This window comes from Nocardia sp. NPDC049149 (assembly GCF_043197455.1).
Classification (GTDB): domain Bacteria; phylum Actinomycetota; class Actinomycetes; order Mycobacteriales; family Mycobacteriaceae; genus Nocardia.
Genome location: NZ_JBICTD010000006.1, coordinates 693,483 through 706,864, shown reverse-complemented (window position 1 = coordinate 706,864; position 13,382 = coordinate 693,483). Strand labels below are relative to the sequence as shown.

Genomic DNA, 13,382 nt, shown 5'->3' with positions numbered 1-13,382 from the left:
CCCGCACTCGGTGAGCCTGCTCGCCGACCGAGCCGAAAGGTTGCTGACTATGCTCCTTCCCGCCAGATTTCTCCGCGTTTCCGTGGCTACCGCTGCTGCCGCCCTCACCGTTACGGTAGGCCTCGCCGGCTGTAGCTCCGATGACAACAAATCCGACGGCAAGGTCTCTTCCTCCAGCGTGACGGCGTCGAGCGCGGCACCGAAGACGAGCGCGAGCGCCGCCGCGGGCGCGCCGACCGCCGAGGCACTGCAGTCCGTCTTGGTCAAATTGTCCGACCCCGCAGTTCCCACCGCGGAGAAGACCAAGCTCATCGTCGACGGCGAAAAGCGCACCGCGAACATCGATCAGATGAACAAGGCACTGGCAGGCTACGGCACCCTGACCTACGGAGTGGCCGACATCACAACACAAGGCGCCGCAGCCACGGCACAGGTCACCATCACCTCGCCGCACGGCGCCGCGCCCGCCGTGCCACTCACCTGGGAGAACGTCGGCGGCACTTGGAAGCTCTCTGACCAGTCCGGCTGCATCCTGCTCAGCTTCGCGCAGGCGCCGTGCCTGCCCGCCTGATTCACGGCTGATCCAGGCGGGGGCCGAGGGTGGTTGCGGGCGCCCTCGGCCGGACTGTCAGCCCTTCGACGGCCGCCGCTGCGGCTTGGGGGTCACCGTGCCCTCGGCCAGCCGCCGTGCGCTCACCAGGAAGGCCGTATGGCCCTGCATCCGGTGCTCGGGACGCACCGCGAGGCCGACCACATGCCACCCGCGCACCATCGACTCCCACGAGCGCGGCTCGGTCCAGCATTCCTGCTCCCGCAGCGCCTCCACGACTTTCGACAACTGCGTGACCGTCGCCACGTACACGATGAGCACGCCGCCGGGGACCAGCGCCTTCGCCACCGCGGGGAGTGCATCCCACGGCGCGAGCATGTCCAGCACCGCGCGGTCGACCGGCTCGCCCGCGTAATCGGCCACATCGCCGACGGTCAGCGACCAGTTAGCCGGTCGTTCGCCATAGAACGTCTCGACATTCCGAATCGCGTGTTCGGCATGATCCTCGCGAATTTCGTACGAAACGACCTCGCCTTGCGGCCCGACGGCACGCAACAACGAACACGTCAGCGCGCCGGACCCCGCGCCTGCCTCGAGCACCCGCGCGCCGGGGAACATGTCACCCTCGTGCACGATCTGCGCGGCGTCCTTCGGGTAGATCACCGCGGCGCCGCGCGGCATCGACAGCACATAGTCGATCAGCAACGGGCGCAAGGCCAAATAGGGCGTGCCGTTGGTGGACTGCACCACGCTGCCTTCGTCGGCGCCGATCAAACTGTCGTGTTTGATCCCGCCGCGATGCGTGTGGAACTCCTTGCCCTCCTCCAAGACCACCGTGTACAGGCGCCCTTTGGCATCGGTCAGCTGTACCCGGTCACCGAGGGTGAATGGACCGGTCCGCCTGGCCGTCATGAATCTCCGTTCGCTGGTAGCGCAATGCTCGAGTGACAGGGGCGCCGCGCATGCTCGATACCGCGGGTCGGTTGCGCATCGGCGTGTCGGTGCCGCCGGATAGCCTGCCAGGTATGTCCTCGCCCGTGTCCACGCCCCCTGCCGACGGCCCGCCGCCGCCCGAACCCGATGCGGTGGCGAGCCGGTCGAGGCCGGCGTTGTCCCCTTCGCGGGCAATGGATTTCAAGCAGTGCCCGCTCAAGTACCGGTATCGGGCGATCGATCGGATTCCGGAAGCGCCGACCCGGATCGCGGTGCGCGGCACGGTGGTTCACGCGGTGCTGGAAGACCTGTACGGACTGCCCGCGGCCGAGCGGCAGCCGGAGCGGGCGCAGACGCTGGTGCGGCCCGCGTGGTCCAGGGTGGCCGACGAGCGGCCCGAGGTGACCGAGCTGATCACCGACGCGGAGCTCGACGGTTTTCTCGGCGAGGTGCGCACGCTGGTCGAGGCGTATTACCGGCTGGAGGATCCGACGCGCTTCGAACCGGAGTCGCGCGAGGCGCGGGTGGAGGTCGAGCTGGACGACGGAGTTCTGTTGCGCGGCTTCGTCGATCGGATCGATGTGGCGCCCACCGGGCAGTTGCGCGTTGTCGACTACAAGACCGGCCGCGCTCCCGGACCCACCCAGGAGACCAGGGCGCTGTTCCAGCTCAAGTTCTATGCGCTCGTCGTGCTGCGCACCCGCGGCATCGTGCCCGCGCAGCTGCGGCTGATCTATCTGGCCGACGAGCAGATCCTCACCTACGCGCCGGACGAGGAGGAGCTGCTCCGCTTCGAACGCACGCTGTCGGCGCTGTGGCAGGCCATCCTGGAGGCCGGCCGCACCGGTGAGTTCCAGCCGAGCAGAAGCTGGCTGTGCGCCCACTGCGACTACCAGCACCTGTGCCCTGAATTCGGCGGTACGCCGCCGCCGTATCCCGGTTGGCCGGACGGCGGCATCGGGGAATCGCCGGACGAGACGCTTGCCGACGCGGTCGCCGAGTAGGCGAGCCCGATCGACCTCAGCGCCCGATCATCGCCGTCAAGAAGTCCAATGACGTGCCATGGGTGCCGATGAGAGCGACCACCACGATCAGCACCACGACCCCGAGTACATCACCTGCCACTAGCAGCACGTTCCTGAGGCGGGGCCATAGGTCTGCTCGTTCGGCCTTCGTCTGCATCGACGTCCTCCCGTACGTCTGTGCCGAGGCCAACAGCGTGGTCTCGACGTTCTCGTTGTGTACTTCGCTCAACACACCGCACAGTGTTGCGGATCGACCGTGAAGTTTTCATGAAGACGCGCTGAATTGGCGGCTTCCGACAGTGGGCATATCACACAAACCCCAGGTCAAGACGTGCGCACGGAATCGTTGCCGATTCCGTGCGCGCTCCGTCAGACGGTGAAGTTGTGGAACAGCAGGACCGAAAGGCCCAGCCCGACAACCAGGTTCACCACCACGGCCGAGCCGAACACCACGATCGGCCGCCACCCGGCCTCACGCAGCCCGCGCAACGAGAATTCCAGCCCGATCGAGACGAACGCGAGGATCAGGAACCAGGTGCGCAGGTCGTTGACGATCGCGATGTGCGCGGCGCCGGATTTCTTGTCGGCCGACTGCAGATACAGCGTGCCGATCACCGAGGCCGCGACGAACCCGAGGACGAACTTCGGGAACCGGTCCCAGAACTGTCGCAGCGACGGCAGCGCCGCACCCTTGGTGCGTTCCACCTTCACGGTGAAGTACGCGGTGAGCGCGATCGCGACGATGCCGATCAACGCGTTCTGCGTGGTCTTCACGATGGTCGCGATCTGCAGTGCCTTCTCCCCCGCGATCGCGCCGGACGCCGCGACCGCCGCCGTGGTGTCGATGTTGCCGCCGATCCAGGCGCCTGCGACCGCGTCGGACAGCCCGAAAACCTCGGCGAGCCACGGCAAGACGAAGATCGACGGCAGCGCGAAGATGATCACCAGCGAGGCCGCGTAGGCGATCTGCTCGCGCCGCGCCTGCACCGCGCCCGCCGCCGCGATGGCCGCGCTGACGCCGCAGATGGACACCGCGGAGGACAGCAGCGCCCGCAGTTTGTCGTCGAGCCCGAGCCGCCCGCCGAGCCACCAGGTGAAGCCGAACACCGCGGTGATCAGCAGCAGTGCCTGCAGGATCGACGGGCCTGCCGCGGTCACCAGGATCTTCAGGTTGATCGATGCGCCGAGCAGCACCACGCCGGTCTTGATGAAGAACTCGGTGCGGAACCCGGCCGAGAGCCGGTCGCGCAGCGACAGTTTCGCGAGGACGACGTTGCCGATCAGGCCGATCGCGATGGCGTACACCGGGAATTCGATCGACTTGGCCACCCGCTGGAACGGGGTGCCCTTCGCCCATTGCGGCACATGGGTATCGAAGTAGCGGGTCAACGCGCCGAGCACGAGGACCACCGCGATACCGGCGATGATCGCACCCACCGTCGGACGCGAGACCGCTTGCAGCGCTGCCGTTTCCGAGGTAACCGCGGTTTCAGGCGTAGCGGTTCCGCCGACGGGATCGGTGCCCGGTTCAGTCTTCGCGGCAGTGACCACACCGCCGTCCACATCGGAATCCGTTGGCGCGGTGCCGTTCCGATCTTCGATGCCCGACATCACGGCACCAGCCAATCCGGGATCGCGCCGACCAGAACCAACGCGATCAGCGCGAGCCCGACGATCGCCGCCAGCCAGTCCTCGTTCCAGGCGAATATGCTCCCCGACCGTTCGTCGGGCGATGTCTGTGACACGGGCGTGCTCCTTGCGTTCCTCATCTAGAGGCCGCACGGTAGCAATGCCCGCTCACCAGCACACCGGTTGTATTCAGCGTGAATTATTCACGCATACACGACAAACCAGACGGCGATAATCGGTCACGACCAACGCCTTTCGTCGGTCATGACGAACGCCCTTCGTCGATTACCCGGACGGCTCGGCGTGCCAACTCCTCTTCGGCCGTTGGCATGCCGAGCCTCGCCCGGTGGCCGCACCGATCTCTTTCTGCGCGTGGTTCTTTCGTTCTCGGCCGAGAACGAAAAGGCCGGTCCGCCGCGCGGCGACTGACCGGCGCGGCGGCGGCCTGACTCAGAACGCGCGGCAGGAGCGAATGTCGAAGGCCAGGATGGCCTTGGCGCCGAGCTCGGCGAGCTGGTCCATCACTTCGTTGCCCTGCTTGCGCGGCACCATCGCACGGATCGCGACCCAGTTCTCGTCGGCCAGCGGCGAGATCGTCGGCGACTCCAGGCCCGGCGTGATCGCCACCGCCTGCTGGAGCAGCTCCTTCGGGCAGTCGTAGTCCAGCATGATGTACTGCTGGCCGAACACGACGCCCTGGATGCGCGCGATGAGCTGGTTGCGTGTCCGCTCTTTCTGATCGGACCCGGTGCGTTCGATGAGCACACCCTCGGAATCACACAGCGATTCCCCGAACGCCACCAGATTGTGCTGACGCAGGGTACGCCCGGAGCCGACCACATCGGCGATCGCGTCGGCGACGCCGAGCTGAATGGAGATCTCGACCGCACCGTCCAGGCGGATCACCTCCGCCTCGATGCCGCGGCGCTGCAAATCGCTGAGCACCAGGTTCGGGTAGGAGGTGGCGATGCGCTTGTCGTAGAGGTCGTCGACCTTCCAGTCCTGCCCGGCCGGGGCCGCATAGCGGAAGGTGGAGCGGCCGAAGCCGAGACCGAGACGCTCGCTCACCGGCGCACCGGAATCGAGCGCGAGATCGCGGCCGGTGATGCCGAGGTCAAGCTCACCGGACCCGACGTAGATGGCGATGTCCTTGGGCCGCAGGAAGAAGAACTCGACCTGGTTGGCCGGATCGAGGACGGTCAGGTCGCGGGCGTCGGTGCGCTTGCGATAGCCCGCCTCGGCCAGGATGGAGGTGGCGGCTTCGGACAGGGCGCCTTTGTTGGGAACTGCGACGCGCAGCATGGGGTGGTTCCTTTCACGAGGAGAAACTGCGGAGTAAGACGGCCGTCACAGATGTCGGTACACGTCTTCGAGCTTCAGCCCACGACCCACCATCAGCACCTGAACCCAGTACAGCAGCTGCGAGATCTCCTCGGCGAGCGCCTCGTCGCTCTCGTGCTCGGCGGCCAGCCAGATCTCGCCAGCCTCCTCGAGCACCTTCTTACCCTGGAAATGCACGCCCGCGTCCAGCGCGGCCACGGTTCCTGACCCCTCGGGGCGGGTCACCGCACGATCCTGCAGCTCAGCGAACAGGGTTTCGAAGTTCTTCACGAGGAACCATTGTTTCAGACCGGTGTGCGGGACTGTTGCTCCGGCCCGATCGGGCGCGCAACGGCCCTCGGCCACCCGCCGCGGCGGGAGCATGATGGTGCCATGCCTTTCCGCACAGCGTTGACCGAATTGTTCTCATTGCGTCATCCGATTGCGTTGGCCCCCATGGGTGGTGTGGCCGGTGGTGCGCTCGCCGCCGCCGTGTCGAACGCCGGTGGGCTCGGTTTCCTCGGCGCAGGCGGCGGCGATCGCGAGTGGCTGACGTCGCAGTTGTCGATCGTCACGGCGACCGCGCGGGCCCCGTGGGGCGTCGGATTCTTGTCCTGGGCGGTGGAACTCGAGACGGTCGAGTGGGTGCTCGACAGGTACCGGCCGAGCGCGATATTGCTGTCGTTCGGCGATCCGAGCCCCTTCGTCGAGGCGGTCCGCACCGCCGGAGCAACCCTCATGGTTCAGGTCACCGACCTGGAGGAAGCGCGCAGAGCGGTCGATGTCGGCGCGGAGGTGATCGTCGCGCAGGGCGGCGAGGCGGGCGGTCACGGCGGCGGCGGACGGTCGACCATGACGATGGTGCCCGCGGTGGCCGACCTCGCGCCGACGACACCGGTGCTCGCGGCGGGCGGCATCGCGGACGGGCGTGGGCTGGCGGCCGCGATCACTCTCGGTGCGGCGGGCGCGCTGATCGGCACTCGATTCCAGGCGACGCACGAGGCGCTGGTCGCGCCCGAGGAAGCGAAGGCGATCGTCGCCGCCAGCGGCGACGACACCACCCGCAACCGGGTGTACGACATCGCGCGGCACTCCCCATGGCCGGCCCGCTACACCGCACGCATGCTGCGCAATTCGTTCTTCGACCGCTGGCACGATCGTGAGGACGATCTGCGCGCCGACACCGCGGCCCAGCAGCGCTTCATGGCCGAGGTCGAACACGGCGACCCGGCGACGCTCCCGGTGTGGGCGGGCGAGGGCGTCGATTTCATCACCACGATCGACAACGCCGCCGACCTCGTCGCCCGCATCATCGCCGAGGCCGACAGCGCCCTGGCCCGCGCCAGCCTACAACGCCACATCGAAGGCTGAGCACCCACCTGCGCGCTACACGCCCGAACGCGAAGGGCCGCACACCTTCTGCGGATCCGCACTCGTTCTGGGCGCCCAGAACCGGTGCGGATCAACAGAACCGGTGCGGATTCCGAGAACGAGTGCGGATCAACAGAAGAGGTGCGGACTGATCAAGGGCGAGGGCCAGGTCGGTACGTGAAGACCCGCACCCGTTCCGTGGATCCGCACTCGTTCTGGGTGCCCGTAGCGGGTGCGGATCCCCAGAGACGGTGCGGATCATTCAGGAGAGGAGCGCCTCCAGGTCGGCGACTGCGGTGCGGAGGTGCACCGCGAACTCGTGCATCTGGTCGGCGACCGTGGTCGGGGTGGCGAGGTAGAGGTTCCAGCGGTCCGGGAGCAGGACGTAGGCGACGCCGATGCAGGTGGGACTTGTCGATCCGAAACCGAAGTAGCGGATGTTGACCGACGGCGCGGAGCTGGTGCTCAGGTAGTCGTCGCGCATGATCAGCCAGCCCGGGCTGTCGTACAGCGGAATCGGTTCGGTGACACCGAGTTCCGCGCCCCGGCGGCGCTGGATCCACTGCAGCTCCCACAGGTGCTGCTCGGGCGCGTCACCCGCTTGGCACTGCTTGGCCCGGTTGACGTGCGCGGCGGCCGCCGCGCGGGCAGCGGCGAGCTTGGTCTCCTGATCGACCGACGGATCCTGCATCGCGTCGACGAAGGCCACCATCTCCGGGGTGACCACCCGCATCGCCTCGGTGCGCCCGTTGCGGTACTGGCGGGTGGCGATGGATTCGTAGGTGGCGCCGGTGATTCCCTTGCTGCGCCGGTGGGCCAGCTGATAACTCAACTGCGCGAACGCATCCGGTGAGATGCCGAGCTGCTTGGCGCGGCCGGTCCCGAAGTCGGCGAAAGACACTGTCTGCGTGGCATTGTCGGCGGCGTACCTGGCGAAATCCGCGCCTGCGGCGGCAATGTCGTCGCGCTGGGCCGCCTCGAGGAAGAAGTTGATCAGCTCGACCGCGGGCAGCCCCTGGGCCTGCGCTCCCGAGCGCGCGGCGTGCTCGTTCGCGGGCGTCTCGAGCAGCGTGTCCACGAAGGACAGGATGGTGGTGCCGTCCAGCCCGCAGTGCTCGACGTTGATGCCCGCCTGACCGTCCTCGAAGACGATGAACGACACCGACTTGTCGAACCATCGATTGGCGCTGTCGCCGTGCAGCAGCTGATCACACGCGTGCTGTTCGTCGCGCGGCGCGAAATCCTCCAGACAGACACAGAACAACGCGGTCTCGATCGTGTCGAGCGCGGCCGCGTTGACCGGATCGGCGAGCAGCTCCTGCCTGTTGGCCGCCCATTCGGCGCGCGCCTTGGTGGTGAGATGTCCGACCGCGGAATCGGTTCGGGTGGTGCGCGCACCGGCCTTCAGCACCTCGCGCAGCCCGCAGGTGAGGTCGTCGAGGGAGTACGGCGCTCCATCGGGACCGAGCACATCCATCCGGAAGATGCTGCCGCGGAAGAACACCACGATGTGCCGTGCTTGCGACGGCCCCGGCCACTCGTCGGTGTACGGCACCCGCACCCCATCCTGCGGGTCGCCGGGAATGCGGGTCTCGGAGAACAGGTACTTGTTCTGCCACATCGAGAGCTGCTGCCCACGCTGGGTCACCGGCGGAATCGCCTCGACGTCCAGTGCCAGCTTGTAATCCACTGCGGCCGAGATGATTCCGGCCGCGCGATCCACCTGCGTCGCCGCCGTGGATGCGGCGAGCGGGGTGTCGTCGCGGAAGAGGAAGAAGAAGTTGGCGTTCAACGCGATCCGGTCCCGCCTGCCCAGATAGCGCGACGGCCAGAACAGGTCGAGCCAGCTGCCGACCCCCGGGGTGGCGTCGTATTCGGCCAGCGCCGCGTGCAGCGTGCGGCCGGGCCCGTCCGCGCGCAGCAGGTCGGCAACCGCCGCCTCGGTCTCGGCGCGTTGTTCGGCGCTGAGCAGCGGCGCGCACCACTCTAGAAACCGGTCGCAGCTGGCCTCCAGCGTCGGCAGCGGCACCCGGGGCAGGTGGTCTTCAGCGGCGAAGGTGCGTTCGGTCAATGCTGGTCCTCGGTGTCGGCGTGCGGCTTCGGCAACGGTCGGGAGAGATAGAGACCAGCGTAGAGCCAGCCTTCGGTTTCCCGATCGGTTGTGTCTATTCCATTGGCGGACAGGGTGTTCAGCACCTGGGTCTGCTCGGCGGCGGAGGCGAACCTGCGCTGTTCGAACAGTCCTGGCGCTCGTTCGGTGCGGTAGCCGAGCGCGGCGAGTTCCGCGGCGATCGGCATGAAGTCGAACATGCGCAGCACGAAGTGTGCCATCCATGGCCGCCGCCGCGGGTGTGCGGTGGCGACCCGAGCCAGGGTCTTCTCGGTGACGTAGCCGACGCAGCCGGTGGAGATGACGATGTCGGCGGAGGCGAGGATAGCGCGCTGCTCGTCGGTCGGTTCACCGGACTCGAGATCGGCGTGCACCGTGTCGTGCAGCAGCCCGGTTTCCCGTGCGTAGGCGAGCGCGGGCGCGGAGGCGTCCATGCCGAGGAAGCGCACGTCGGACAGGGTGTCACTGGCGCCGAGGAGCGCACGGTCGGCTGCGACGAGCGCCGACCGGTCGCCTTTCGCCGTGCCGTAGTGCTCGGCGAGTTCGGGCATGGTGGCATCCAGGCGCAGCAACGCCGCGTTGACGCCGTAGGAGCAGCCGATATCGAGCACCGTCGGGGTGTCCACCCGCGCGGACGCGCGGTACTCCCGAATCTGTTGCTGGAAGACGGGTTTCGCCAGCTCCGGGATCCGATAGTCGAGGTCGGACATTCTGGCGTAGTAATCGCGTGGATCGGGACGATCGTAGATGTCGTCGAAGGAGGCTTTCCCGGTCGTGTGTAACGGCACTGCCACAATCGTTCCTCTCGGGTCGAGCGGTGTTCCCGATCGCAGGATCCGATCGGGCCGTTCGGCTCAGTCGAGCAAACGGTCGCCGCGGACGACGTCGGCCGCGGCGGCCAGGTGGTCGGGTAGTACGCGGCCGAAGAGTTGCCTCGTGCGTTCGACCGTGCCGATGACGCCGGGCCGGTCGGTGTAGGCGAAGATCGCCGAATGCCGTTGGGTGCCACCGTCGACGGGTGACACGCGGTGCAGCGAGAAGCGGCCGCGGAACAGTTGCAGGTCACCGGGGCGCAGGTCGAGCCGCTGGATCAGGCGCTCGCCGTCGCCGGTGAGCACCGCGCCCACGTCGTCGAGGTTTTCCGCGTATGGCGTGCGAATGTTGGGGCAGTACTCGAAGATTCCGCCCGACTCGGCGGGCTGGGTGAGCATGCTGACGGTGAATTCGTTGGTGTCGAAGTGCCACGGGTGCGACATGCCCGGCGCAACGACGTTGAGGCAGAGCCCGGCCAGCGGGTCGGCGAATTCGTGCAGTTCGGACAGGCCGAAGCAGTCCGCGACGAAACGCTGGAATCGTTCGTCGACATAGAGCTGGTGGATCAGCGCGTCACCGGGGATGCGGTCGCGCGGCACGAACGCGTTGCCGCGCTCCAGCACGATCCGACCGGGATGATCCTCGGGCAGTTCGGTATCCAGTGGGATGTTGTAGGCGTTGACCCGCTCGACCTCGTAGTAGGCGTGCGGCGCCATCGCTTCGCCCTGCGCCCGCAGCGTTTCGGTCAATTCCGGCCGAATGAAACCGCGCAACACGGTGCAGCCGACCGCGGCCAACTCCGCACTGGCCAGGTCCACCGCGGCGCGCCTGCCGGAGTCGTCCGGATCCGCGAGGGGATACCGTGCGGTATCAACGATCTCGTCGAGGACACCCAAGGCTGCCATGGCGACATTCTGGTAGAGCGCGTTGCCGACACGCCCGAGATTCGGCGAGATTGCCGGTGATCACGATCACACCTGCCAGCTGCACGCACTCCCGTTGCGGCACAGTAACTCTCAGTAGAGCGCGGTCGGGAGTGTCGGCCGCGTTGCTCAGTCGCGTTGTGTCAGTGCGTGTTCCAGGTCCGCAATGGTCAACCCGATCAGTGAATCACGGAAGGTCCGTCCGGGTCCGGCGGGCACCGGAATCTCGCACGGAATCACAAGCACCGCGCAGCCCGCGGCGTGTGCAGAGCGGGTGCCGGTCGGCGAATCCTCCACGGCCACACAGGCACGCGGATCGACGCCGAGCAGCTCGGCGGCCCGCAGGTACACATCCGGCGCCGGCTTGCCTTGCGCCACTTCGTCACCGCAGACCGACACGTCGAAGAAGTCGCGGCCCAACGTGTCGAGACCGAATTCGGCGAGCGACCGCTTGGTATTAGTGACGAGCGCCGACTTCAGGCCCGCCTCCTGCACCAACCCCAGCGCGTCTTTCGCGCCGGGCCGCCACGGGATGGGTCCGGTCATCAGCTCGGACACCCGATGCTCGATGAACTCCGCCGCGGCATGCATCGCCTCCGGCGTCGGCTCGACGCCGATGCCGGCGAACAGGAGCCGCAGCGAGTCCGGTCCGGCCGCACCGATGAACGTGTGCCGGATCTCGGCCGTCAGCTCACGGTCGTGCCGCCAGGCGAGCTCGCGCATCGCGATATCCCAGAGCTTCTCCGAATCCAGGAGCGTGCCGTCCATATCCCACAAAACAGCAGCTGGTCGTGCGGTCACGCGTCTCCTCGTTCGATTACCGATCAGGCCGTAGCCACGATAACCGCCGAGCCAGGTGCACCACCGTGGCCAGTTGTGCAGATGTGGCCCTGCTTACGTTCCCGATGCGGTGATCAACATCCGGCCGTTCTCGGAGGCGACCTGGAACCAGCGGGTCTCGTTCACCGTCTCGCCGGACTTCTTCACGTAGGTGAGCGACGCGACCGCGCGATTGTCTCCGTTCGGGGTCACCGAGCGGACGGTGATCGAACTGATCGTGCCCCACCAGCGGACGTACTCGTTGTAGCCACCCGCCTGGCCCTGATACGCAGGCGAGAGCTGGGACCACGCGGCACTCGGGTTGCCGGGGAGCATGCCGTAGTACCCCGAGACGAACTGGGAAACCTTCTCCGGGGTCGGCGGGCCGAAGGGGGTCGCGCTGACGGTCGGCGGCGGAGTCGTCGGAGGCGCGGACGAAGGCGGTGCTGAGGAGGGTGGTGTGGACGGCGCGGACGACGGCGCGGGAGTCGGGCTCGGCGTCGGTTGGCCGGGCGCGGAGGTCACTGCGGGTGCCGCAGGTTCCTGCGGGGCCGAGGTGCCCGCGTCGGCCGAGGCAGGTGGCCCCACCACCGAGGACGGCACCGAGGCCTGCGGCGTCGGCGCGGTGTCGCCGCCCCTGCGGTTGTTGTTGACCAGCACGGCGACGAGCCCGATCATCACGAGCACCGCGACGAACGCGGAGGTCGCGACGACGATGGCCCGGTTGCGATCCTCGCCGCGCGTGCGCTGTGTCCCGGTCGCACCGGCGCGCTGCGTTCCGCCACCGGCCAGAGTCGGCGCCGCAGCGGAGTACGCCGGGATCGACGGTTGTGCGGAAATGCTTTTGGTCGCATCGGGTTTCGACAAGATCGAGGTCGGCACCACCGTTGTCGCCTCGCCTGCGTTCGTCGCGTCGGCGCCGGACTGCGGCAGCACGGTTGTCGCGTTGTCGGCGCCGGGCGCGGGCAACGCCTTGGTCAGCGAGGGCGTGCCCATCGCCGGATCCCGGCCCTCCGCAACGGCTTCCAGCGCCTTCTGCGCTTCCCGCATGGACGGGCGGGCATCGATGGTCGGCGCGAGCAGCCGCATCAGCACCGGCGCGAGCGCGCCCGCGCCCTTCGGCTCCGGTATATCGCCGCGCGCGACAGCATGTAGCAGGGCGAGCGGATTGTCGCCCTCACCGAACGGCGGCAACCCCTCCACGGCGGCGTACAGCGTTGAGCCCAAAGCGAATACGTCGGAGGCAGGCTCCGGGTTCTCGCCGCGCGCCACCTCGGGCGCCAGATACGCGGGCGTGCCTGCGAGGAATCCGGTCGCGGTGACGGTGACATCGCCGACGGCGCGGGAGATGCCGAAGTCGGTGATCTTCACCGTCCCGTCGTCACCGACGAGCAGGTTCGCCGGCTTCACATCGCGGTGCATGATGCCGGCGTCGTGCGCGGCGGCCAGCGCGCCAGCGGCCTGCGCGCCGATCTTGGCGACCTCCGCAGGGGCGAGGGTGCGCTTGCCGGATAGCTTGGCCGCGAGGCTCGGCGCGTCCATGTATTCCATGACCAGCCACGGCTGGCCGTCTTCCTCGGCGACATCGAAGACCGTGATCGCGTTCGGATGATGCAGTCGCGCCGCGATGCGTCCCTCGCGCATCGCGCGCAGCTTCGCCTCCAGCGCCGCCGACCGCGACAAACCGGGCGCGAGGATCAGCTGCTTCACCGCGACGGTGCGCCGCAACCGGACATCCGTCCCGCGCCACACAACGCCCATTGCACCTGTGCCGATCGGATCCGTGAGTCGATAGCGTCCCGCGATCAATCGGTCCGAGGTCATGATGTTGTGCCTTCCTGCTTACGCGCCGAGCCGGTCTTGCAGTGACGCGCGACACCGGGAGGTCC

General features: G+C 67.8%; 14 protein-coding genes. 3 read left to right on the top strand and 11 right to left on the bottom strand.

Features of this window, described 5'->3' with window-relative positions:
- Positions 1-178 precede the first annotated feature (178 nt).
- Positions 179-571, top strand: a complete 393-nt coding sequence (locus ACGFNJ_RS27395) for a hypothetical protein (RefSeq protein ID WP_393453934.1) — start codon at positions 179-181, stop codon at positions 569-571.
- 57 nt (positions 572-628) lie between these two features.
- Here the strand turns inward: ACGFNJ_RS27395 and ACGFNJ_RS27390 are convergent, their stop codons facing one another.
- Positions 629-1,462, bottom strand: coding sequence for a tRNA (adenine-N1)-methyltransferase (locus ACGFNJ_RS27390; protein WP_069162618.1), 834 nt, complete (start codon positions 1,460-1,462; stop codon positions 629-631).
- 113 nt (positions 1,463-1,575) lie between these two features.
- Between ACGFNJ_RS27390 and ACGFNJ_RS27385 the strand changes: the two genes are divergently transcribed.
- Positions 1,576-2,487 carry a RecB family exonuclease gene (locus tag ACGFNJ_RS27385; RefSeq protein WP_393453930.1) on the top strand — a complete coding sequence of 304 codons (912 nt, stop codon included), beginning with the start codon at positions 1,576-1,578 and terminating at the stop codon, positions 2,485-2,487.
- A gap of 16 nt (positions 2,488-2,503) precedes the next feature.
- Here the strand turns inward: ACGFNJ_RS27385 and ACGFNJ_RS27380 are convergent, their stop codons facing one another.
- The 5 genes from ACGFNJ_RS27380 to ACGFNJ_RS27360 form a co-directional block, all read right to left on the bottom strand.
- Positions 2,504-2,740: a hypothetical protein gene (locus ACGFNJ_RS27380; protein ID WP_393453927.1), complete on the bottom strand. Its 237-nt coding sequence runs from the start codon at positions 2,738-2,740 to the stop codon at positions 2,504-2,506.
- 137 nt (positions 2,741-2,877) lie between these two features.
- On the bottom strand, positions 2,878-4,119 hold the full coding sequence (locus tag ACGFNJ_RS27375) for a YeiH family protein (RefSeq protein WP_393453924.1): 1,242 nt from the start codon (positions 4,117-4,119) through the stop codon (positions 2,878-2,880).
- On the bottom strand, positions 4,119-4,253 hold the full coding sequence (locus ACGFNJ_RS27370; RefSeq protein WP_281196907.1) for a hypothetical protein: 135 nt from the start codon (positions 4,251-4,253) through the stop codon (positions 4,119-4,121). The genes ACGFNJ_RS27375 and ACGFNJ_RS27370 overlap by 1 nt, the downstream gene beginning before the upstream one ends.
- A 334-nt stretch (positions 4,254-4,587) precedes the next feature.
- Positions 4,588-5,439 (bottom strand): ATP phosphoribosyltransferase, encoded by an 852-nt coding sequence (gene hisG, locus ACGFNJ_RS27365; RefSeq protein ID WP_393453920.1) that lies wholly within the window; start codon positions 5,437-5,439, stop codon positions 4,588-4,590.
- A gap of 45 nt (positions 5,440-5,484) precedes the next feature.
- Positions 5,485-5,766 (bottom strand): phosphoribosyl-ATP diphosphatase, encoded by a 282-nt coding sequence (locus tag ACGFNJ_RS27360; RefSeq protein WP_393454212.1) that lies wholly within the window; start codon positions 5,764-5,766, stop codon positions 5,485-5,487.
- Positions 5,767-5,850: 84 nt separating this feature from the next.
- On the opposite strand from ACGFNJ_RS27360, the gene ACGFNJ_RS27355 reads away from it, so the two are divergent.
- A complete protein-coding gene (locus ACGFNJ_RS27355) occupies positions 5,851-6,828 on the top strand; it encodes an NAD(P)H-dependent flavin oxidoreductase (RefSeq protein WP_393453917.1) in 978 nt (325 codons plus the stop codon).
- Between the two features lie 262 nt (positions 6,829-7,090).
- On the opposite strand, the gene ACGFNJ_RS27350 is transcribed toward ACGFNJ_RS27355, so the two are convergent.
- From ACGFNJ_RS27350 to ACGFNJ_RS27330, 5 genes are all read right to left on the bottom strand, one after another.
- Positions 7,091-8,899: a choline/carnitine O-acyltransferase gene (locus tag ACGFNJ_RS27350; RefSeq protein ID WP_393453914.1), complete on the bottom strand. Its 1,809-nt coding sequence runs from the start codon at positions 8,897-8,899 to the stop codon at positions 7,091-7,093.
- Positions 8,896-9,726 carry a class I SAM-dependent methyltransferase gene (locus ACGFNJ_RS27345; RefSeq protein WP_393453911.1) on the bottom strand — a complete coding sequence of 277 codons (831 nt, stop codon included), beginning with the start codon at positions 9,724-9,726 and terminating at the stop codon, positions 8,896-8,898. The genes ACGFNJ_RS27350 and ACGFNJ_RS27345 overlap by 4 nt, the downstream gene beginning before the upstream one ends.
- Before the next feature lie 66 nt (positions 9,727-9,792).
- Complete coding sequence (locus ACGFNJ_RS27340; protein WP_393453908.1) at positions 9,793-10,656, bottom strand: arpA protein; 864 nt, start codon at positions 10,654-10,656, stop codon at positions 9,793-9,795.
- Positions 10,657-10,803: 147 nt separating this feature from the next.
- Complete coding sequence (locus ACGFNJ_RS27335) at positions 10,804-11,475, bottom strand: HAD family hydrolase (protein WP_393453905.1); 672 nt, start codon at positions 11,473-11,475, stop codon at positions 10,804-10,806.
- 93 nt (positions 11,476-11,568) lie between these two features.
- Positions 11,569-13,317, bottom strand: coding sequence for a protein kinase (locus ACGFNJ_RS27330; protein WP_393453902.1), 1,749 nt, complete (start codon positions 13,315-13,317; stop codon positions 11,569-11,571).
- Positions 13,318-13,382 lie beyond the last annotated feature (65 nt).